The following is an 18741-nucleotide window of genomic DNA, read 5'->3' as shown; positions in this document are numbered from 1 at the left end:
CGTGAGCGTCAATCAGCCGCTGACGCCGGTCGCGCCCACCACGAGCGGCTTGCAGCTGCGCGTTGCCGAATTCAGCGCGACCGGGCCGCGGGCGGAGAATCAGGACGCCATTCGCGTGGTGACTCCTGCTCCGACGCTGGCGGCCAGCAAGGGTTACCTGTTCGCCCTCGCCGACGGCGTCAGTCAATGTGCCGACGGCGGACTGGCGTCCCGGGCCACGCTGCAGGCGCTGGCCATGGATTACTACGCAACCCCGGAAACCTGGAGCGTCGCCCAAGCCCTTGACCGCCTGCTGCTGGCGCACAATCGCTGGCTGCTGGCCAACGGCTTATTGACCACGCTGAGTGCGCTGGTCCTGCGCGGGCGTCGCTTCACCCTCGCCCACGTCGGCGACTGTCGCGTGTACCGCTGGCACACAGGCCATCTTCAGCGCATCAGTCAGGAGCACGTCTGGGAACAGCCGGACATGCAACACGTGCTGAAACGCGCGCTGGGTCTGGATCAATACGTGGTCATGGATTACCTCGACGGCGAACTGCGCCAGGGCGAGCGCTTGCTGCTGGTGAGCGACGGCGTGTGGGCAACGTTGGGCGATGAACGAATCGCCTCGATTCTCAACGAACAGGCCGATCTGGATACGATAGTCCGAACGCTGATCAACGCCGCTCATCTGTCTGGCAGTGCCGATAACGCGAGCGCGTTGCTGATTCAGGTCGATCAGTTGGGCTCCGACAGCCTGGGCGAAACGCTGCTGCAACTTCAGCAATGGCCTGTCCCGCCCCTTCTCAAGGCAGGCCAGACGTTTGAAGGTTGGCAAGTCGAGACACGTTTGAGCGACTCGCGACAGTCCCTTGTGTATCGCGTACGCGACAGCCAGCAGCAACATTGGTTATTGAAGACGCTGCCGCCTTCTCGCTTTGACGAGGCCGGCGCGGCGGAGGCTTTGCTGCTGGAGGAGTGGTTCTTGCGTCGCGTCGCGGGTCGCTTCTTTCCAGCCCTGCACCCCCTCGGCCAGCGCCAGCATCTGTACTACGTGATGCGTGAGTACTCCGGCCAGACCCTGGCTGAAATCTTCGATCAGGAAGGGCCAATGGCGCTGTCGCCATGGCTGAGTCTGGCCCTGGAACTGATCGCTGCCGTGGGTCTGCTGCACCGGCGCAACATCATTCATCGAGACATCAAGCCTGAGAATCTGCTGCACGAGCAGGCGGGAGGTTTACGCATTCTGGATTTCGGGCTTGCCTACAGCCCGGGCCTGTCAGTGGATCAAAGCGGCGATGTACCCGGCACCCCCAGCTTTATGGCCCCTGAAGCCTTCGACGGCGCAGAGCCAAGCCCAGACTTTGATCTGTATGCCGCCGGCGTCACGCTGTACTTCCTGCTGACCGGCCACTACCCCTACGGCGAGATCGAGCCTTTTCAGCGCCGCCGCTTCGGTAATCCGCTGCCCGTCAGCCGTTACCGACCGGATGTCCCGGAGTGGCTGGATCAGCATCTGCAGCGCGCCCTGCAGGCTGATCCGCTGAAGCGCTTCGAGACCGCAGAGCACTGGCTCGTGCACTTTCAACAGGGAGAGCTTTCGCCGCTGAATACACGTACGACACCCCTGCTGGAGCGTGAGCCCCTTAAGGTCTGGCGCGCAGTGGCCTTGTTGTCGCTGCTGATCAATCTGGTTTTGTGGGTGTTGCTGGTCAAACGATAGTGCGGACTTAGTCGTTTAAGTGGATCCGCTTAGAGGGATCCAGTGTGACCCCGGTCTCTTTGCTTAGACGGCCGGACAGCGAATCAGGGGGGACTGCGGGGTTAAATCGCAGGCAAAGAAAAACCCGGCCTGAGCCGGGTTTTTCGTGAAGCGAGGCTAATTACTTAGCTTGGGCTTCTACTTGTGCTTCTACGCGACGGTTTACAGCGCGGCCAGCGTCAGTTGCGTTGTCAGCAACTGGGCGGGATTCGCCGTAGCCAACCGAGTTTACGCGGTTAGCGCCAACACCGTACTGGTTAACCAGAACTTGCTTAACGGCGTTTGCACGACGCTCGGACAGCTTCTGGTTGTAAGCGTCAGGACCGACGGAGTCAGTGTGACCTTCAACAGTGGTGGTGGTCTGTGGGTACTGCTTCATGAAGTCAGCCAGGTTCTTGATGTCGCCGTAGCTGTTTGGCTTCACAACCGACTTGTTGAAGTCGAATTTAACGTCCAGCTCAACACGTACGACTTCAGCAACAGCTGGGCAGCCGTTAGCGTCAACAGTCACGTTTGCCGGGGTGTCTGGGCACTTGTCAACGTTGTCGCAGACGCCGTCGTTGTCGCTGTCGGAGCACACTTCAGCTACTGGAGCTGGTGCTGCTTCAACTTTCTTCGAACCGCCGCCGAAGTTCACACCGATACCGACGCTTGGCGCCCACTCGGTGTCGCCTTGGTCGATGTTGTACTGAGCTTCAACGCCAGCACGGGCATAGAAGTTGTCAGTGAAGTACAGCTTGGCACCGCCGCCGATGTTGGCGAAGGTGGAGCGGTTACGACCGTTGCTGCCGTTCTGATCGATGCTCTGATCGGAGAAACCAGCCGAAACGTATGGACGCAGCATGTCGCCCGGGTTGTTGAAGTGGTACAGAGCGTCCAGAGCGGTGTTCGCGCCCTTGATGTTCTGGCCATTGTCGCTACGGACGTTGTGCACTTCGTCATAGCCCAGACGCAATTCAACGTCGTCGGTCAGGAAGTAGCCAACAGAACCGCCGAACAGGTTGCCGTCGTTTTTGAAGTTACGAGCGCTGTCGAACTGTTCTTTCTTGGCGAAGCCTTCGATTTCGACTGCGCCTTGGCCTTGAGCCAGAGCGCCGAACGAAGTTGCGGCAACAATAGTACCAATGGCCAAGCCCAAGGTGTTTTTCAGTTTCATCCGTTAAATCCCCATCTGGTGATTGTAAAGCAGTCCCCCTTAGCGAGAGACAACTCGTCGGCAAGTCTATCAGAACTTGCCTGCTCGTTAGAGATATTTGCACCGAGTTAAGTTTCGGTAACGCCTGCAAATTTCTCACGTAATTTATCAAGTGCCCGTTTGTAACGCATTTTCGTGGCACTCAGGCCCATGTGCATGATGTCTGCGATCTCCTGAAATTCCAGCTCTGCGACAAATCGTAGCACCAGAATTTCCCTGTCGATCGGGTTCACATGCACAAGCCAACGATCAAGCCCGCCCTTTTCTTCTGGTTTCGGCGTCTTTTCTTCCGACGCTTCCTCGAGGGGGTCAAGACTCAAAGCGTCCAGTAACCGACGCTTTCGCCGCTCCTTCCTGTACTGCGTGATGCATTCGTTGTACGTGATGCTGTAGAGCCAGGTTTTGAACTTCGATTTACCCTCGAAGTTTTTCAAGCCATACAACACCTTAAGCATCACTTCCTGACAGACATCATCAGCATCACGATCGTTCCCCAGATACCGTGCGCAGACGTTAAAAAGTGTCCGCTGGTAACGACGCATCAGCTCTTCGTAGGCACGCGTCACATGAAACAGCTCGGCGTGCGAACGCGCAACCAGCTCCTCATCGGAGAGCTCGCGTGGGTCGTAGCGCAGAGAGGGCGTTTGAACGTTATTCAAAACAAGTCGTGCCGACAGTCGGGTAGATGTCCGCCGCGCCCGGGAATCGCCCGGGTTTTGCGGCGGCATACATTAGCAGATTCGCCGGCTCAACGGCTGCTCACTCGCTGCTCGAGGAGGACCCGGTTGGACATCGATACCAACTCGCCTTCCTCGGTCAGCAGGGTGGTCTTCACCGTGCCAATTTCTTCGATCTGCCCTTCGACCTCTCCAACGCGCACCTGTTGCCCCACCTGGTACAACTCACGTACATAAATTCCTGCCAGGATCTGGCTCGCGATCTCGCGACTTCCCAGCCCCATGGCCAGCGCAACGGCCAGACCAACGGTAATCAATCCGATAACGATCACATGGTTCAGCAGGTCGGTCTTGACCTCCAGCTGACTGATCGCCACCGAAATACTGATGATGATCACCAGCCACTGGGCGATTCGCCCCAGGCCAGCCGAGTAATCCAGGCCTACGCCTTCCGCAGCGCCGCGAACAATACCGTTGACTAACTGCGCGAGCAAGACCCCGACCAGCAGCACCAGCGCAGCGCCGAACACCTTCGGCAAGTACAGCGCCAGCATGTCCAGCGTCGCGGAAACCCGCTCCAGCCCCAGCGATTCTGCCGCCGACACCAGGAAAATCAAGAGCACGAACCAGTAAACGATCTTGCCGATCAGCGTCGATATCGGGACCTGAATACCCGCGCGGCTGATCAGCTTTGTCAACCCGGTGCCGCCCATCAGGCGATCCAGACCGAGCTTGGCCAACAACTTGGAAAGCAGGGTATCGAGCAGCTTTGCCACCACGAAACCCAGAAGCACCACGACCAGCGCGCCGAACAGATTCGGGATGAAGTTCGCGACTTTGGTCCACAACGCAGTCATTGCAGTAACCAGGCTCTGCGTCCAGAGATCCAATTCCATATTCAATCAGCCTTGTCTTGTACACGGGTCCCGGCAAACGCAGTACCGGTACCTTTCGCCTTGCGGCCGGAAACGGGTGAAACGTGGGCGGAGCCGTTATTCACGGCAATCATCAAAGCCTGCGTGCAACGACCCAGAAGACTGAACAGATCACCGGCGCCGACCTGACGGTTGGCGGTCTTCAACACTCGGCCCAGAACGGCATCATCGTCCCGGCTGCTGGACGAAGCGTTGAGCATGTCGCGCAGTGATTCTTCAAACGGGTCGTGCATAGGCACCTCACGCAATATCACTGAAAGACGCAGCCAATTCTGCTGGAGTCACACGACACTCGTGTGCGCCTTCCGTTTTTTTACACTCACACCCACCGCAATCGCTTGAACAACCACATTTGCCCCACCGCGACGGCCAGCATCAACAGGCAGGCGTACATAAATCCGTAGGGGTTTTCCGATCCCGGGATGCCTCCCACGTTGATACCCAACAAACCGGTCAGGAAGCTCATCGGCAGGAAGATGCCGGTGATGACTCCAAACCGATAGACGGTCCTGTTCATGCGCTCGTTGCGGCGTCTGTCTTCGGCCTCAAGCACAAGCCCCACGCGCTCTTTGGTCAGTTCCAGCTCTTCGAGATAGCGTGTCAGGCTGTTGTTCAACTCGTTCCAGTAATCGGCGTCATCCTCCACAAACCACGGCATCTTGCTGCGCGTCATCTGGGCGTAGATCTCCCGCTGCGGCGCCAGGAACCTTCGCAGCCCCGCCGCTCGCCGACGGATGTGCACCATGTTGCCGTGCTCGGGCAGATACCGTTCGTCGGCATCTATGCGCTCTTCCATGTCATCGACCAGTTCTGTGAGCTCGCCCACCACCGCTTGAACCTTGTCGGTGAGGAACTGAGCCAGATACAACAGCAATTCCGAGGCTGTTTTCGGGCCCTTGCCTTCATCCAATGACGCGATCAGTTCGTCGGTTGCCCGCAGCGAACGAAGGCGCAACGAGATAACGCGCTGGGCGGCGGCAAAAATACGCACCGACACCATGTCTTCGGGCTCGGCGCCAGGGTTCAGGTTGATCCCGCGCAGAAACAACAGCAATTCGTCGTCCGGCAAGGCCAGCAGCCGTGGCCGGGTGTTCTCTTCCAGCATCAGGTCACAGACAAACTCGCTGAGACCGCTGGTCTTGCGCAACCACGTCTGGGTCTGCGGATGGCTGCGGTCCCAGTGGAGCCACACACTTTCGTGGGGCTCCAATTGAAGGCCATCCAGTGCAGTGCGGGGGATTGAACGCGCCCCGCCCTTTCCGTCCAACACGAGGGCATGAACCAGCCCCCACTGCGCGTTTGTTTCGTCAAACATTCGTGTCCTTGCTGAGTGAATCGCTAACCGCGTAAAGAATAATCAGTCCGGCATTTTCAGTGCGCTGGGCGAGACGATGATGCCGTTGTTGTCGGCATAGATGAATTCGCCCGGCTTGAAGGTCACACCGCCGAAGCTCACCACCGTGTTCAGATCACCCAGGCCGCGCTTTTCAGTCTTGAGCGGGTGACTGGCCAATGCCTGCACACCCAGATCGGTCTGCGCGAGGACGTCGACGTCACGCACGCAGCCGAAAATCACCATGCCCTCCCAGCCGTTTTTCGCCGCCTTCTCCGCGATCATGTCGCCGAGCAGTGCGCAGCGCAGAGAGCCACCACCGTCCACGACCAGGACTTTGCCGTGCCCAGGCTGGTCAGCCTGCTCACGCACCTTCGAATTGTCTTCGAAGCACTTGAGCGTGACGATCTCGCCACCAAATGAATCACGGCCACCAAAATTGCTGAACATCGGCTCTACCACCTGAATCAGCTCAGGGTAGGCGTCGCACAAGTCCGGGGTGATGTAGTGCATGGGTAACTCCTGTCAGGAAAGCTCTGTGATGAGGGTAGACAGCCACTAGGATAGACGGCTACGAGAATAGACGGTCTGTTGAACGACCGACGCTCCCCGCGCGTTGCATCCTTATATAGCACCTCATGGCGCACAGAAAAATCTGACCAACGAGTCGCCACCTGCCGTTCGGCCCCGGTGTCGAGAATGGGTGCAGCTTAGCGCCAAGTCAGCGCCCAAGGAATGGCTGAAACCGCGACTATGACGGAGTTGCCATCATGTTCAGCGTTGATTCAGCCTTTGCCACCGGAACATGGCGATTCAGCCAGTCCGCCACGCGCGGCCACACCTGGGTTTGCGCGGCTTTGCTGACCAGCATCGGCACGTGGCCGAAGTCTTCGCTGAAGCCCTGTTCGCGGCCCAGGACGAGAAACGTCTTATCGTCGCTGCCGAAGCGCTCGAAGAGCTCGCGGCAGGCCCATTCCGGGTCCTGATGATCGCCAGCGCCAGCCACGCACAGCAGCGGGACCGTGACCTGTTGCAGCCCGGCCCACCAGTCATCCTTCTTGTGGCCGAAGCTGCCGAACAGGCCGCGCCAGCGCATGTTCTCCAGAAGGACGCCCATGGGTTCGTCTTCCGGGCCACGCTTGAAACGCGGGCCCGAAACGTGCTCGAAGCGCTTGAGCAGCAGCCGTGCGACCCATTGCAGCGGCGGCACTTTGAGCGGCCAGTGGCTGCGGGTGACCTGACTGCCGAACAACGCCACCGACGCGGCGTCGTCCGTCGTCAGGTAGTGCCCGCCCAAAGCCGCAGCGAGGGTCGTGCCGCCCAGGGAATGGCCGATCCAGTGGGGGGCCTCGCCAGTCTGCTCGCGCACGAACCCGGCGATGGCCGGCAGATCAAAGCGCGCATAGTCAGCCACGCCGTTGTCTTTGTACGCACTGTTACGCGCCGACAGGCCGTGCCCGCGCATTTCCGGAATCCACACATCGAACCCGGCACGGGCCAGATAAGCGCCCAGTCCGATGCCTTTGGGGGAGTACCAGAAGCGTCGATTGGAAAAGCTGCCGTGCAGCAGGACCACCGGCACGCCTCGGGCATCCGGGGCGGACACAAGACCCAGCCGGGTGACGGCGATTTCGACGGTGAAATCCGGGCTGTTGCCGGGCTTCAAACGGTAGACGTCCTCGGTCAGGTCGCCACGACGCTCGGCACTGATCAAGGCCACGGGAAAGAGATGACTGCTGCTTTGCATGGTGCTTTTGCTGGATGCTCTTGGTGGAGGGGGAACGGCGGTTGGGCTAGACAGCAGGTTGACGCTGCCAGCGCGCTGAAAATCACCCACAAAAAAGGGCGGATTCGTTAGAGAACCGCCCTCTCGGGAAACCGGCCCATGGAAACGGGCCGGCATCTTACTCGATCTGCATCAGGTTGGAGCGTCCTCTTCGGACAGGAAGAACCAGGTCTCCAGTACCGAATCAGGATTGAGGGACACGCTTTCGATGCCCTGCTCCATCAACCAGCGCGCGAGATCCGGATGATCGGACGGGCCCTGACCGCAAATGCCGATGTACTTGCCGGCCTTGTTACAAGCCTGAATGGCGTAGGACAACAGCTTCTTGACCGCAGGATTACGCTCGTCAAACAGGTGGGCGATGATCCCGGAGTCACGGTCCAGCCCCAGGGTCAGCTGGGTCAGGTCGTTGGAGCCGATGGAGAACCCGTCGAAGAATTCGAGGAATTCATCGGCCATCAGGGCGTTGGACGGCAGCTCGCACATCATGATCACGCGCAGACCGTTCTCGCCACGGGCCAGCCCGTTTTCGGCGAGCAGATCGATGACCTGACTCGCTTCGCCCAGGGTGCGCACGAACGGCACCATGATTTCGACGTTGGTCAGGCCCATCTCGTTGCGCACACGCTTGAGGGCACGGCACTCCAGCTCGAAACAGTCGCGGAAGTTTTCGCTGATGTAACGGGACGCGCCACGGAAGCCCAGCATCGGGTTTTCTTCTTCCGGCTCGTAAAGCTTGCCGCCGATGAGGTTCGCGTATTCGTTGGACTTGAAGTCCGAGAGGCGCACGATGACTTTCTTCGGCGAGAACGCCGCCGCCAGGGTGCTGATGCCTTCCACCAGCTTCTCGACGTAGAAACCGACCGGATCGTCGTAGCCGGCGATGCGCTTGTCGACGCTTTCCTTGATGTCCTGAGGCAGGTTGGCGTAGTTCAGCAGCGCCTTGGGGTGCACGCCGATCATGCGATTGATGATGAATTCCAGACGCGCCAGGCCGATGCCGGCGTTGGGCAACTGGGCGAAATCAAAGGCGCGATCGGGGTTGCCGACGTTCATCATGATTTTGAACGGCAGGTCAGGCATGGCGTCGACGGAGTTCTGCTTGATGTCGAAGCCCAGCTCGCCTTCGAAGATGTAACCGGTGTCGCCCTCGGCGCAGGACACGGTGACGCCCTGACCTTCCTGCAACAGCTCGGTGGCGTTGCCGCAACCCACTACTGCCGGAATGCCCAGCTCGCGGGCGATGATCGCGGCGTGGCAGGTGCGCCCGCCGCGATTGGTGACGATGGCGCTGGCGCGCTTCATCACCGGTTCCCAGTCCGGGTCGGTCATGTCGGAGACCAGTACGTCGCCGGGCTGGACCTTGTCCATCTCGGACACGTCCTTGATGATCCGCACCTTGCCGGCGCCGATGCGCTGGCCGATGGCGCGGCCTTCCACCAGAACGGTGCCCTTCTCTTTCAGCAGATAGCGTTCCATGACATTGGACGAGCTGCGGCTTTTCACGGTCTCGGGACGAGCCTGCACGATGTACAGCTTGCCGTCGTCGCCGTCTTTGGCCCACTCAATGTCCATCGGGCACTGATAGTGTTTTTCGATGATCATCGCCTGGCGTGCCAGGTTGCTGACTTCCTCGTCGCTGAGGCAGAAACGCGCGCGATCGGCCAGGTCGACGTCGATGGTCTTGACCGATTTGCCGGCCTTGGCTTCTTCGCCGTAGATCATCTTGATCGCCTTGCTACCCAGGTTGCGGCGCAGGATCGCCGGGCGACCGGCTTCAAGGGTGTTTTTGTGAACGTAGAATTCGTCCGGGTTGACCGCGCCCTGAACGACGGTCTCGCCCAGGCCGTAGGCACCGGTGATGAAGACGACATCGCGGAAACCGGACTCGGTGTCCAGGGTGAACATGACGCCTGCGGTGCCGGTTTCAGAACGCACCATGCGCTGCACGCCAGCGGATAACGCCACCAGCTTGTGGTCGAAACCCTGATGCACGCGGTAGGAAATGGCGCGGTCGTTGAACAGCGACGCGAAGACTTCTTTCGCCGCGCGGATCACGTTTTCCACGCCACGGATGTTCAGGAAGGTTTCCTGCTGACCGGCGAACGAGGCATCCGGCAAATCTTCTGCGGTGGCGGAGGAGCGCACGGCAACCGCGATATCCGGGTTGCCCGCCGACAGCGCGGCGAAAGCGGTACGGATTTCGGCGTTGAGCTGCTCGGGGAATTCAGCCTCCATGATCCACTGACGGATTTTCGCGCCGGTTCTGGCCAGCTCGTTGACGTCGTCAACGTCCAGAGCGTCGAGGGCCTTATGGATCTGAGCGTTCAGGCCACTCTGCTCAAGAAAATCACGGTAGGCCTGAGCGGTAGTGGCAAAGCCACCGGGAACGGACACGCCTGCGCCCGCCAGGTTGCTGATCATCTCGCCGAGGGATGCGTTCTTGCCCCCCACGTGCTCAACATCATGTTTGCCGAGCTTATCGAGGGAAACTACGTACTCTACCAAGGTGATTTCTCCACTAACCGGTTATTGTTGGGAACGCTTTTGGTGCGGGAATCGCGGCGATTGAAAACAGGTAGAATGCGGCCAGTCATGGCCCGCAAGCCGGCCTATCATATCCACAAATTGTCTTCAGCTTAAGGCCCCGGGGCGCAAATGAAACGATCCGCTTTTTTCATCTCCGATGGCACCGGCATCACCGCCGAAACCCTTGGCCAGAGTCTGCTAGCGCAATTTGAAAACATTACATTCAACAAGTTCACGCGGCCCTATATCGACAGCGTCGAAAAGGCGCGGGCCATGGTGCAGCAAATCAACAAGGCCGCCGAGAAGGACGAGGCCCGTCCGATCATTTTCGACACCATCGTCAACCAGGACATCCGCGAGATTCTCGCGACCTCAGACGGCTTCATGATCGACATCTTCTCGACCTTCCTCGCCCCGCTGGAGCTGGAGCTTAGTTCACACTCTTCGTACTCGGTGGGGAAATCCCACTCGATCGGGCACAACTCCAACTACATGGAGCGGATCGAGGCGGTGAACTTTGCGCTGGACAACGACGACGGCGCCAGAACCCATTACTACGACAAGGCCGACATCATCCTGGTGGGGGTGTCGCGCTGCGGCAAAACCCCGACCTGCCTGTACATGGCCATGCAGTTCGGCATCCGCGCGGCCAATTACCCGCTGACCGAAGATGACATGGAGCGCCTGCAGTTGCCTGCCGCGCTGAAGCTGCACCGGGACAAGCTGTTCGGCCTGACCATCGATCCCGACCGCCTCACCGCGATCCGCCACGAACGCAAACCCAACAGCCGCTACGCCAGCTACGCCCAGTGCGAGTTCGAGGTGCGCGAAGTCGAGGGCCTGTTCCGCCGCGAAAACATCCCGCACATCAATTCCACGCATTTTTCGGTGGAGGAAATCTCGGCCAAGGTGCTGGTGGAGAAAGGCGTCGAGCGGCGGTTTAAGTAGCTGCGCAGCGGCAAGTTTGAAGCTGCAAGCTGCAAGTTGGCCGGAGCAGGCCATGCGCTCCGGTCAGAAGCTGTTGCCCGGCACTCGCACCCATCCCTCCATCAATACCCGCGCGCTGCGGCTCATGATGGCTTTTTTGACCTGCCATTCGCCGTCGACCAACACGGCTTCAGCGCCGACACGCAGGGTTCCGGAAGGATGGCCGAAGCGCACGGCACTGCGCTCGCCGCCGCCCGCTGCCAGATTGACCAGCGTTCCGGGAATCGCGGCTGCCGTGCCGATGGCCACTGCTGCGGTGCCCATCATCGCGTGGTGCAGCTTGCCCATGGACATGGCGCGCACCAACAGATCGGTGTCTGCGGTGGTGACCCGTTTGCCGCTGGAAGACAGGTAGTCCGCAGGCGCGGCCACGAACGCTACTTTGGGCGTGTGCTGACGCGTCGCTGCCTCCTCGACCGTGCCGATCAGCCCCATGCGCAAGGCGCCATAGGCCCGGATCGTTTCGAACATGCTCAGGGCCTTCGGATCGCTGTTTATTGCGTCTTGCAATTCGCTGCCGGTGTAGCCGATGTCCCGGGCGTTGACGAAAATCGTCGGGATGCCGGCATTGATCATCGTCGCCTTGAACGTCCCCACGCCCGGCACTTCAAGCTCGTCCACCAGATGGCCGGTGGGGAACATCGAGCCGCCTGCGCCCTCCTCGTCTGCGGCAGGGTCCATGAATTCCAGCTGCACTTCCGCCGCCGGAAAGGTCACGCCGTCGAGCTCGAAATCGCCGGTTTCCTGCACCGCGCCGTCGGTCATCGGCACGTGGGCGATGATGGTTTTGCCGATGTTGGCCTGCCAGATGCGCACCACCGCCACGCCGTTCCGGGGAATGCGCGCCGGGTCAACCAGACCGTTGCTGATCGCGAACGGGCCGACTGCCGCTGACAGATTGCCGCAATTGCCGCTCCAGTCGACGAAGGGCTTATCGATGGCCACTTGACCAAACAGGTAATCGACGTCGTGATCGGCTTTCTCGCTCTTTGACAGGATCACCGTTTTGCTGGTGCTTGACGTCGCGCCGCCCATGCCATCGATCTGCTTGGCGTAGGGGTCGGGGCTGCCGATCACCCGCAACAGCAAGGCATCACGGGCCGCACCGGGGGTTTGCGCGGCTTCAGGCAGGTCGTCCCGGAGGAAAAACACGCCCTTGCTGGTGCCGCCGCGCATATAGGTCGCGGGAATCTTGATCTGTGCGGTGGAAGCCATCAACTGCTCCTTCTTTATATAGAGCGCGCGTCATAAAGAGCGCGCGTCGGCTCAGGCGACGGCGGCGGATTCGAGGAAGTCCTGGGCGAAGCGTTGCAGCACGCCGCCGGCCTCGTAGATCAACACCTCTTCCCCCGTGTCGAGACGGCAGGTCACCGGCACCTCCACGCGCTCGCCGTTCTTGCGCTGGATGATCAGCGTCAGCGTTGCGCCCGGCGTGCGCGCGCCGATCACGTCGAAGGTTTCAGTACCGTCGATACCCAGGGTCAGGCGATTGGTGCCCGGCTTGAATTCCAGCGGCAGCACGCCCATGCCCACCAGATTGGTGCGGTGGATACGCTCGAAGCCTTCGGCGACGATGACTTCGACACCCGCCAGGCGCACGCCCTTGGCGGCCCAGTCCCGGGACGAACCCTGACCGTAATCGGCGCCGGCAATGATGATCAGCGGCTGCTTGCGCGCCATGTAAGTTTCGATGGCCTCCCACATCCGCGTGACCTGGCCTTCCGGCTCGATCCGCGCGTAGGAACCCTGCTTGACCTTGCCGTTTTCCACCACCATTTCATTGAACAGCTTGGGGTTGGCGAACGTGGCGCGCTGGGCCGTCAGGTGATCGCCGCGATGGGTGGCGTAGGAGTTGAAGTCCTCTTCAGGCAGGCCCATTTTCTCCAGGTACTCGCCGGCGGCGCTGTCGAGCATGATCGCGTTGGACGGCGACAGGTGATCGGTGGTGATGTTGTCCGGCAACACCGCCAGCGGACGCATGCCCCTGAGGGTTCGTTCGCCGGCGAGCGCGCCTTCCCAGTACGGCGGGCGACGAATGTAGGTGCTCATCGGGCGCCAGTCGTACAGCGGCGCGACTTTCGGGCCGGTGTCTTCGTGGATGGCGAACATCGGGATGTACACCTGACGGAACTGCTCCGGCTTGACCGAGGCCTTCACCACCTGGTCGATCTCGGCGTCGCTCGGCCAGAGGTCTTTCAGGCGGATTTCTTCGCCGTTGGGGCCGAGGCCCAGCACGTCTTTCTCGATATCGAAGCGGATTGTTCCGGCGATGGCGTAGGCCACCACCAGCGGCGGCGAGGCGAGAAACGCCTGCTTGGCGTAAGGGTGAATGCGCCCGTCGAAGTTGCGGTTGCCCGACAACACCGCCGTGGCGTACAGGTCGCGGTCGATGATTTCCTGCTGGATCACGGGATCCAGCGCGCCGGACATGCCGTTGCAGGTGGTGCAGGCGAACGCGACGATGCCGAAACCCAGTTGCTCCAGCTCGCCGGTCAGCCCTGCTTCATCCAGGTACAGCGCGACGGTTTTCGAGCCCGGCGCCAGGGACGACTTCACCCAGGGTTTGCGCGTCAGCCCCAAACGATTAGCGTTGCGCGCCAGCAAACCTGCGGCGATGACGTTGCGCGGGTTGCTGGTGTTGGTGCAGCTGGTGATGGCGGCGATGATCACCGCGCCATCCGGCATTTCGCCCGGGGTCTCCTGCCACGGCGCCGCGATGCCTTTGGCGGCCAGATCGGCCGTGGCTACACGTGCATGGGGGTTGGACGGCCCGGCCATGTTGCGCACCACGCTGGACAGGTCGAAACGCAGCACCCGCTCATATTCGGCGCTGACCAGGCTGTCGGCCCAGAGCCCGGTGTGGCGGGCGAAGGTCTCGACCAGCTGCACTTGCTGGTCTTCGCGACCGGTCAGCCTGAGGTAGTCGATGGTCTGTTGATCGATGCTGAACATGGCGGCGGTGGCGCCGTATTCGGGGGCCATGTTCGAGATGGTCGCGCGGTCGCCGAGGGTCAGCGCGCGGGCGCCCTCGCCGTAGAACTCCAGGTACGCGCCGACGACCTTTTGCTGACGCAGGTATTCGGTGAGCGCCAGCACCACGTCGGTGGCGGTAATGCCTGGCTGCGGACGGCCCGACAGTTCGACGCCGATGATGTCCGGCAGGCGCATCCACGAGGCGCGGCCGAGCATGACGTTCTCGGCTTCGAGGCCGCCGACGCCGATGGCGATGACGCCCAGCGCATCAACGTGAGGGGTGTGGCTGTCGGTGCCGACCAGGGTATCGGGGAAGGCAACGCCGTTCAGCGTCTGGATCACCGGTGACATCCGCTCCAGATTGATCTGATGCATGATGCCGTTGCCCGGCGGGATCACTTCGACATTCTTGAAGGCCTGCTTGGTCCAGTTGATGAAGTGGAAACGGTCTTCGTTGCGACGGTCTTCAATCGCCCGGTTCTTGCTGAAGGCATCCGGGTCGTAGCCCCCGCATTCGACTGCCAGCGAGTGGTCGACGATCAACTGCACGGGCACCACCGGATTGACCTGCGCGGGGTCGCCGCCCATGTCGGCGATGGCGTCGCGCAAGCCGGCCAGATCAACCAGCGCAGTCTGGCCGAGGATGTCGTGGCAGACCACACGCGCGGGAAACCATGGGAAATCGAGGTCGCGCTTGCGTTCGATCAGTTGTGTGAGCGAGGCCGTCAGCGTCGTCGGATGGCAACGGCGCACCAGGTTTTCGGCGAGCACGCGGGAGGTGTACGGCAGCGTGGCGTAGGCGCCAGGCTTGATCCCATCGACCGCCGCGCGGGCGTCGAAGTAATCCAGCGCCGTGCCGGGCAGCGATTTGCGGTATTCAGTGTTCATCGTCAGGACTCGATCACGGAAAAGTTACGGGTGGAGAGCCCCGTGGAACTCTCCTTTCCCCATCAGCGCTGTTCGATGGGCACGAATTTGCGCTGTTCGACGCCGATGTATTCGGCGCTCGGTCGTATGATGCGGTTGTTGGCGCGCTGTTCGAACACGTGGGAGGCCCAGCCGGTCAGGCGCGAGCAGACGAAGATCGGGGTGAACAGCTGAGTCGGGATGCCCATGAAGTGGTACGCCGAGGCGTGGTAGAAGTCGGCGTTGGGGAAGAGTTTCTTCTGCTCCCACATGGTCTTGTCGATGGCTTCGGAGACCGGAAAGAGCACCGTGTCGCCCACCTCCTCCGCGAGCTTTTTCGACCAACCCTTGATCACCTCGTTACGCGGGTCGTTGTCCTTATAGATCGCGTGGCCGAAGCCCATGATCTTGTCCTTGCGTTCGAGCATCGCCAAAGTGCCCTTCGTCGCCTCTTCGGCGGAGGCGAATTTCTGGATCATCTCCATCGCCGCTTCATTGGCGCCGCCGTGCAAAGGACCGCGCAGCGTGCCGATGGCCGCTGTGATGCAGGAAAACAGGTCGGACAGGGTCGATGCGCAAACGCGCGCGGTAAAGGTCGAGGCGTTGAATTCGTGCTCGGCGTAGAGAATCAGCGACACGTCCATGACCTTGCGGTGCAGTTCGCTGGGCGCCTTGTCCAGCAGCAGCTTCAGGAAGTGCCCGGCGATCGACACCTCGTCAGTGACGCAGTCGATGCGCTTGCCTTCGTGGCTGAAGCGGTACCAGTAGCACATGATCGCCGGGAACGCGGCCAGCAGCCGGTCGGTGGAATCGAGCTGCTGGGTGAAGCTGGTTTCGGGCTCGAGATTGCCGAGCATCGAGCAGCCGGTGCGCATCACGTCCATGGGGTGGGTGTCGGCGGGAATGCGCTCCAGCACTTCTTTCAACGCCTGGGGCAGCTCACGCAGGCCCTGGAGTTTCTTCAGGTAGCCGTCGAGTTGCGCCTGGGTCGGCAGTTCGCCGTATAGCAGCAGGTACGCGACTTCTTCGAATCGGGCGTCGGCGGCGAGTTCACGCACGTCGTAGCCGCGGTAGGTCAGCCCGGCGCCGGCCTGGCCGACGGTGGACAACGCGGTCTGCCCGGCCACCTGGCCTCGCAGGCCTGCGCCGCTCAATACTTTTGCTTCAGCCATTGCTGTCTCCAGTCTTGTAGTTGTGAGGGAATCGGCAATTCATTTGCGGCTTTTCTACGATTTCTTCTGCGCAAACAGCGCATCAAGCTTCTGCTCGAACGCGTGGTAGTCGATGCGCTCGTACAACTCCATCCGCGTTTGCATGGTGTCGATCACGTTCTTCTGGGTGCCGTCGCGACGAATCGCCGTGTAGACGTTTTCCGCGGCTTTGTTCATCGCCCGGAACGCCGACAGTGGATACAGCACCAACGCCACTTCAGCGGACTTCAGCTCGTCGGTGGTGAACAGCGGCGTCGAGCCGAACTCGGTGATGTTGGCGAGGATGGGCGCCTTCACCCGCGCGGCAAACAGCTTGTACATCTCAAGCTCGGTGATCGCTTCCGGGAAGACCATGTCCGCGCCCGCCTCGATGCACGCTGCGGCGCGGTCCAGTGCGGACTCCAGCCCTTCCACCGCCAGCGCATCGGTGCGCGCCATGATCACGAAACTGTCGTCGGTTCGCGCATCCACCGCTGCCTTGATGCGATCAACCATCTCCTGCTGCGAGACGATTTCCTTGCCGGGCCGGTGACCGCAGCGCTTGGCGCCGACCTGGTCTTCGATGTGCATCGCCGCCGCGCCGAACTTGATCATCGACTTGACCGTGCGCGCCACGTTGAACGCCGAAGCACCGAAACCGGTGTCGACGTCCACCAGCAGCGGCAGGTCGCAGACGTCGGTGATGCGGCGCACGTCGGTGAGCACGTCGTCCAGGCCGGTAATGCCGAGGTCCGGCACCCCCAGCGAACCCGCCGCCACACCGCCGCCGGACAGGTAAATCGCCTTGAAGCCGGCCCGTTGCGCCAGCAGCGCGTGGTTGGCGTTGATCGTGCCGACCACTTGCAGCGGATGTTCACTGGCGACAGCGTCACGGAAGCGTTGGCCAGGAGTGGTGCTTGTGGTCATTGTTCACCTCGGGCAGTGGCAGCGTGAAAGCGCTGCTCAATATTGCGTTTGGACGCGGCAATGTGTCGGCGCATCAACAGCTCGGCCAGCTCACCGTCACGTTCGGCGATGGCATCGAGAATACGGTGGTGCTCGGCGAACGCCTGGCGCGGACGATTGGGCGTCGTCGAGAACTGGATGCGGTACATGCGCACCAGTTGGTAGAGGTCATCGCAGAGCATCTGGGTCAGCGTGCTGTTACGCGCGCCCTGAATGATCCGGTAATGAAAGTCGAAGTCGCCTTCCTGCTGGTAATAGCCGACGCCGGCCTGAAAGGCGCTGTCACGCTCATGGGTTTCCAGCACGCGGCGCAGTTCGTCGACCTCTTCAACGGTCATGCGCTCGGCGGCGAGGCGACAGGCCATGCCTTCAAGGGATTCGCGGATTTCGTACAGCTCGACCAGCTCGGCATGGCTCAGGGAAACCACGCGAGCGCCGACGTGGGGCACGCGGACCAACAGGCGCTGGCCTTCAAGCCGGTGGATGGCCTCGCGCAATGGCCCACGGCTGATACCGTAGGTGCGCGCCAACTCGGGCTCGGAGATCTTGCTGCCGGGGGCGATGTCGCCCTTGACGATGGCCGCCTGTATGCGACGAAACACGTTCTCGGACAGCGTCTCGGCATCGACCGGCGAAGCAGGGAGAATGTCTGCGGCATTCAACATTGTTGACACCTGAAGAGTGAATGCCAGTAAATCTAGCGAAACACGGCTATTACGTCAAAGCTAAATGGTTGATTGTCGACAATCGTCTAATGGCGACAGGTTCTGGCGAAGTGTCTGACGGCACCTGTCCGCGCCGCCCCTCGGTCGCGCCACAAAAGCTTCATGCTAGAATGCCGGCCGCTCCAGCACCCAAGGGGCAGCAAGCGGCTTTCGCAGGATCGGCACCGTTGGTCAAACCAAAAGCCGATTTCGGCGTCAAAGCAGCTCTTTCACTTTTCATCGCGCCTGGACTTATGAGCCGCCACCCTCTTCTCTTCCTCTTATCCCTGTACCTGCCGGGTCTATTTCTGCCCGGGTTTTTTCTCCCCAGTCTGGCCTTAGCCGCTGAAAAGACCGTCTATGGCCTGAACGAATACGCGGAGCTTGCCGACATCGACCTGCAGGTTGCCGCCAAACTGGACACCGGCGCCAAAACCGCCTCCCTGAGCGCTCGAGACATCAAACGCTTCAAGCGCAATGGCGAATCCTGGGTGCGTTTTTACCTGGCCATCGACGATGCCCACGAACACCCCATCGAACGTCCCCTGGCCCGGGTCAGCAAGATCAAGCGCCGCGCCGGCGACATCGACGCCGATGACGACAAGAAGTACACCGCCCGCCCGGTCATCAGCCTGGATGTCTGCATGGGCGGGGCGCTGCGCACCATAGAAGTGAACTTGACCGACCGCAGCGCATTCCAATACCCGCTTTTGATTGGCTCCGAAGCCCTCAAGCACTTCGATGCGCTGGTTGATCCAAGCCTGAAATACGCAGCCGGCAAGCCTGCCTGCGTCACCGATGCTCAAACCGCAGAGTAAC

The 18741-nt window shown here is 61.0% G+C and carries 16 protein-coding genes; 3 read left to right on the top strand and 13 right to left on the bottom strand.

The genetic code is table 11. The annotated features are described in order from the left end of the window. Window positions 1–49: 49 nt before the first annotated feature. Entirely contained in the window at window positions 50–1702 is a 1653-nt protein-coding gene (locus SLW75_RS07650) for a protein kinase domain-containing protein (RefSeq protein WP_410934373.1), read from the top strand. Between the two features lie 160 nt (window positions 1703–1862). On the opposite strand, the gene SLW75_RS07645 is transcribed toward SLW75_RS07650, so the two are convergent. The 8 genes from SLW75_RS07645 to ppsA form a co-directional block, all read right to left on the bottom strand. Beyond that, on the bottom strand, window positions 1863–2897 hold the full coding sequence (locus SLW75_RS07645) for an OmpA family protein (RefSeq protein WP_065988496.1): 1035 nt from the start codon (window positions 2895–2897) through the stop codon (window positions 1863–1865). 107 nt (window positions 2898–3004) lie between these two features. After that, window positions 3005–3595, bottom strand: coding sequence for an RNA polymerase sigma factor SigX (gene sigX, locus SLW75_RS07640; RefSeq protein ID WP_065988497.1), 591 nt, complete (start codon window positions 3593–3595; stop codon window positions 3005–3007). 89 nt (window positions 3596–3684) lie between these two features. Continuing rightward, window positions 3685–4509 carry a mechanosensitive ion channel family protein gene (locus SLW75_RS07635; RefSeq protein ID WP_065988498.1) on the bottom strand — a complete coding sequence of 275 codons (825 nt, stop codon included), beginning with the start codon at window positions 4507–4509 and terminating at the stop codon, window positions 3685–3687. Between the two features lie 2 nt (window positions 4510–4511). Next, on the bottom strand, window positions 4512–4781 hold the full coding sequence (locus SLW75_RS07630) for a CrfX protein (RefSeq protein WP_410934073.1): 270 nt from the start codon (window positions 4779–4781) through the stop codon (window positions 4512–4514). Window positions 4782–4867: 86 nt separating this feature from the next. Then, the gene (locus tag SLW75_RS07625) at window positions 4868–5863 is read right to left on the bottom strand and encodes a zinc transporter ZntB (protein WP_065988500.1); all 996 of its coding nucleotides are present in this window, start codon (window positions 5861–5863) and stop codon (window positions 4868–4870) included. A 42-nt stretch (window positions 5864–5905) separates the two neighbouring features. Beyond that, entirely contained in the window at window positions 5906–6394 is a 489-nt protein-coding gene (gene rraA / locus SLW75_RS07620) for a ribonuclease E activity regulator RraA (RefSeq protein ID WP_065988501.1), read from the bottom strand. A 238-nt stretch (window positions 6395–6632) separates the two neighbouring features. Beyond that, window positions 6633–7628: an alpha/beta fold hydrolase gene (locus SLW75_RS07615; protein WP_296307227.1), complete on the bottom strand. Its 996-nt coding sequence runs from the start codon at window positions 7626–7628 to the stop codon at window positions 6633–6635. Between the two features lie 171 nt (window positions 7629–7799). Further along, window positions 7800–10175: a phosphoenolpyruvate synthase gene (gene ppsA / locus SLW75_RS07610; RefSeq protein ID WP_410934072.1), complete on the bottom strand. Its 2376-nt coding sequence runs from the start codon at window positions 10173–10175 to the stop codon at window positions 7800–7802. A gap of 150 nt (window positions 10176–10325) precedes the next feature. Here ppsA and SLW75_RS07605 point away from each other — a divergent pair, with 150 nt between their 5' ends. After that, window positions 10326–11144, top strand: a complete 819-nt coding sequence (locus SLW75_RS07605) for a pyruvate, water dikinase regulatory protein (protein ID WP_074887131.1) — start codon at window positions 10326–10328, stop codon at window positions 11142–11144. A 63-nt stretch (window positions 11145–11207) separates the two neighbouring features. On the opposite strand, the gene prpF is transcribed toward SLW75_RS07605, so the two are convergent. The 5 genes from prpF to SLW75_RS07580 form a co-directional block, all read right to left on the bottom strand. Continuing rightward, a complete protein-coding gene (prpF, locus tag SLW75_RS07600) occupies window positions 11208–12398 on the bottom strand; it encodes a 2-methylaconitate cis-trans isomerase PrpF (RefSeq protein ID WP_410934071.1) in 1191 nt (396 codons plus the stop codon). A gap of 51 nt (window positions 12399–12449) precedes the next feature. Beyond that, on the bottom strand, window positions 12450–15044 hold the full coding sequence (gene acnD, locus SLW75_RS07595; protein WP_410934070.1) for a Fe/S-dependent 2-methylisocitrate dehydratase AcnD: 2595 nt from the start codon (window positions 15042–15044) through the stop codon (window positions 12450–12452). Window positions 15045–15106: 62 nt separating this feature from the next. Next, entirely contained in the window at window positions 15107–16234 is a 1128-nt protein-coding gene (gene prpC / locus SLW75_RS07590) for a 2-methylcitrate synthase (protein WP_410934069.1), read from the bottom strand. 54 nt (window positions 16235–16288) lie between these two features. Continuing rightward, window positions 16289–17179: a methylisocitrate lyase gene (gene prpB / locus SLW75_RS07585; RefSeq protein WP_410934068.1), complete on the bottom strand. Its 891-nt coding sequence runs from the start codon at window positions 17177–17179 to the stop codon at window positions 16289–16291. Then, on the bottom strand, window positions 17176–17883 hold the full coding sequence (locus SLW75_RS07580) for a GntR family transcriptional regulator (protein ID WP_410928824.1): 708 nt from the start codon (window positions 17881–17883) through the stop codon (window positions 17176–17178). Before SLW75_RS07580 ends, prpB begins: the two co-directional genes overlap by 4 nt. 293 nt (window positions 17884–18176) lie before the next feature. Between SLW75_RS07580 and SLW75_RS07575 the strand changes: the two genes are divergently transcribed. Then, window positions 18177–18740 (top strand): ATP-dependent zinc protease, encoded by a 564-nt coding sequence (locus SLW75_RS07575; RefSeq protein ID WP_296308985.1) that lies wholly within the window; start codon window positions 18177–18179, stop codon window positions 18738–18740. Window position 18741 lies beyond the last annotated feature (1 nt).

Source organism: Pseudomonas sp. W5-01 (assembly GCF_046540435.1).
Classification (GTDB): Bacteria; Pseudomonadota; Gammaproteobacteria; order Pseudomonadales; family Pseudomonadaceae; genus Aquipseudomonas; species Aquipseudomonas graminis_B.
This window is presented reverse-complemented; position numbering and strand designations above follow the sequence as displayed.

What these genes read in the sequence shown, in the direction of transcription:
- SLW75_RS07645 (WP_065988496.1), bottom strand. Translation starts at nt 2,897, where the DNA reads ATGAAACTGAAAAACACCTTGGGCTTGGCCATTGGTACTATTGTTGCC.
- SLW75_RS07635 (WP_065988498.1), bottom strand. Translation starts at nt 4,509, where the DNA reads ATGGAATTGGATCTCTGGACGCAGAGCCTGGTTACTGCAATGACTGCG.
- SLW75_RS07630 (WP_410934073.1), bottom strand. Translation starts at nt 4,781, where the DNA reads ATGCACGACCCGTTTGAAGAATCACTGCGCGACATGCTCAACGCTTCG.
- SLW75_RS07625 (WP_065988500.1), bottom strand. Translation starts at nt 5,863, where the DNA reads ATGTTTGACGAAACAAACGCGCAGTGGGGGCTGGTTCATGCCCTCGTG.
- rraA (WP_065988501.1), bottom strand. Translation starts at nt 6,394, where the DNA reads ATGCACTACATCACCCCGGACTTGTGCGACGCCTACCCTGAGCTGATT.
- SLW75_RS07615 (WP_296307227.1), bottom strand. Translation starts at nt 7,628, where the DNA reads ATGCAAAGCAGCAGTCATCTCTTTCCCGTGGCCTTGATCAGTGCCGAG.
- SLW75_RS07605 (WP_074887131.1), top strand. Translation starts at nt 10,326, where the DNA reads ATGAAACGATCCGCTTTTTTCATCTCCGATGGCACCGGCATCACCGCC.
- prpF (WP_410934071.1), bottom strand. Translation starts at nt 12,398, where the DNA reads ATGGCTTCCACCGCACAGATCAAGATTCCCGCGACCTATATGCGCGGC.
- acnD (WP_410934070.1), bottom strand. Translation starts at nt 15,044, where the DNA reads ATGAACACTGAATACCGCAAATCGCTGCCCGGCACGGCGCTGGATTAC.
- prpC (WP_410934069.1), bottom strand. Translation starts at nt 16,234, where the DNA reads ATGGCTGAAGCAAAAGTATTGAGCGGCGCAGGCCTGCGAGGCCAGGTG.
- prpB (WP_410934068.1), bottom strand. Translation starts at nt 17,179, where the DNA reads ATGACCACAAGCACCACTCCTGGCCAACGCTTCCGTGACGCTGTCGCC.
- SLW75_RS07580 (WP_410928824.1), bottom strand. Translation starts at nt 17,883, where the DNA reads ATGTTGAATGCCGCAGACATTCTCCCTGCTTCGCCGGTCGATGCCGAG.
- SLW75_RS07575 (WP_296308985.1), top strand. Translation starts at nt 18,177, where the DNA reads ATGAGCCGCCACCCTCTTCTCTTCCTCTTATCCCTGTACCTGCCGGGT.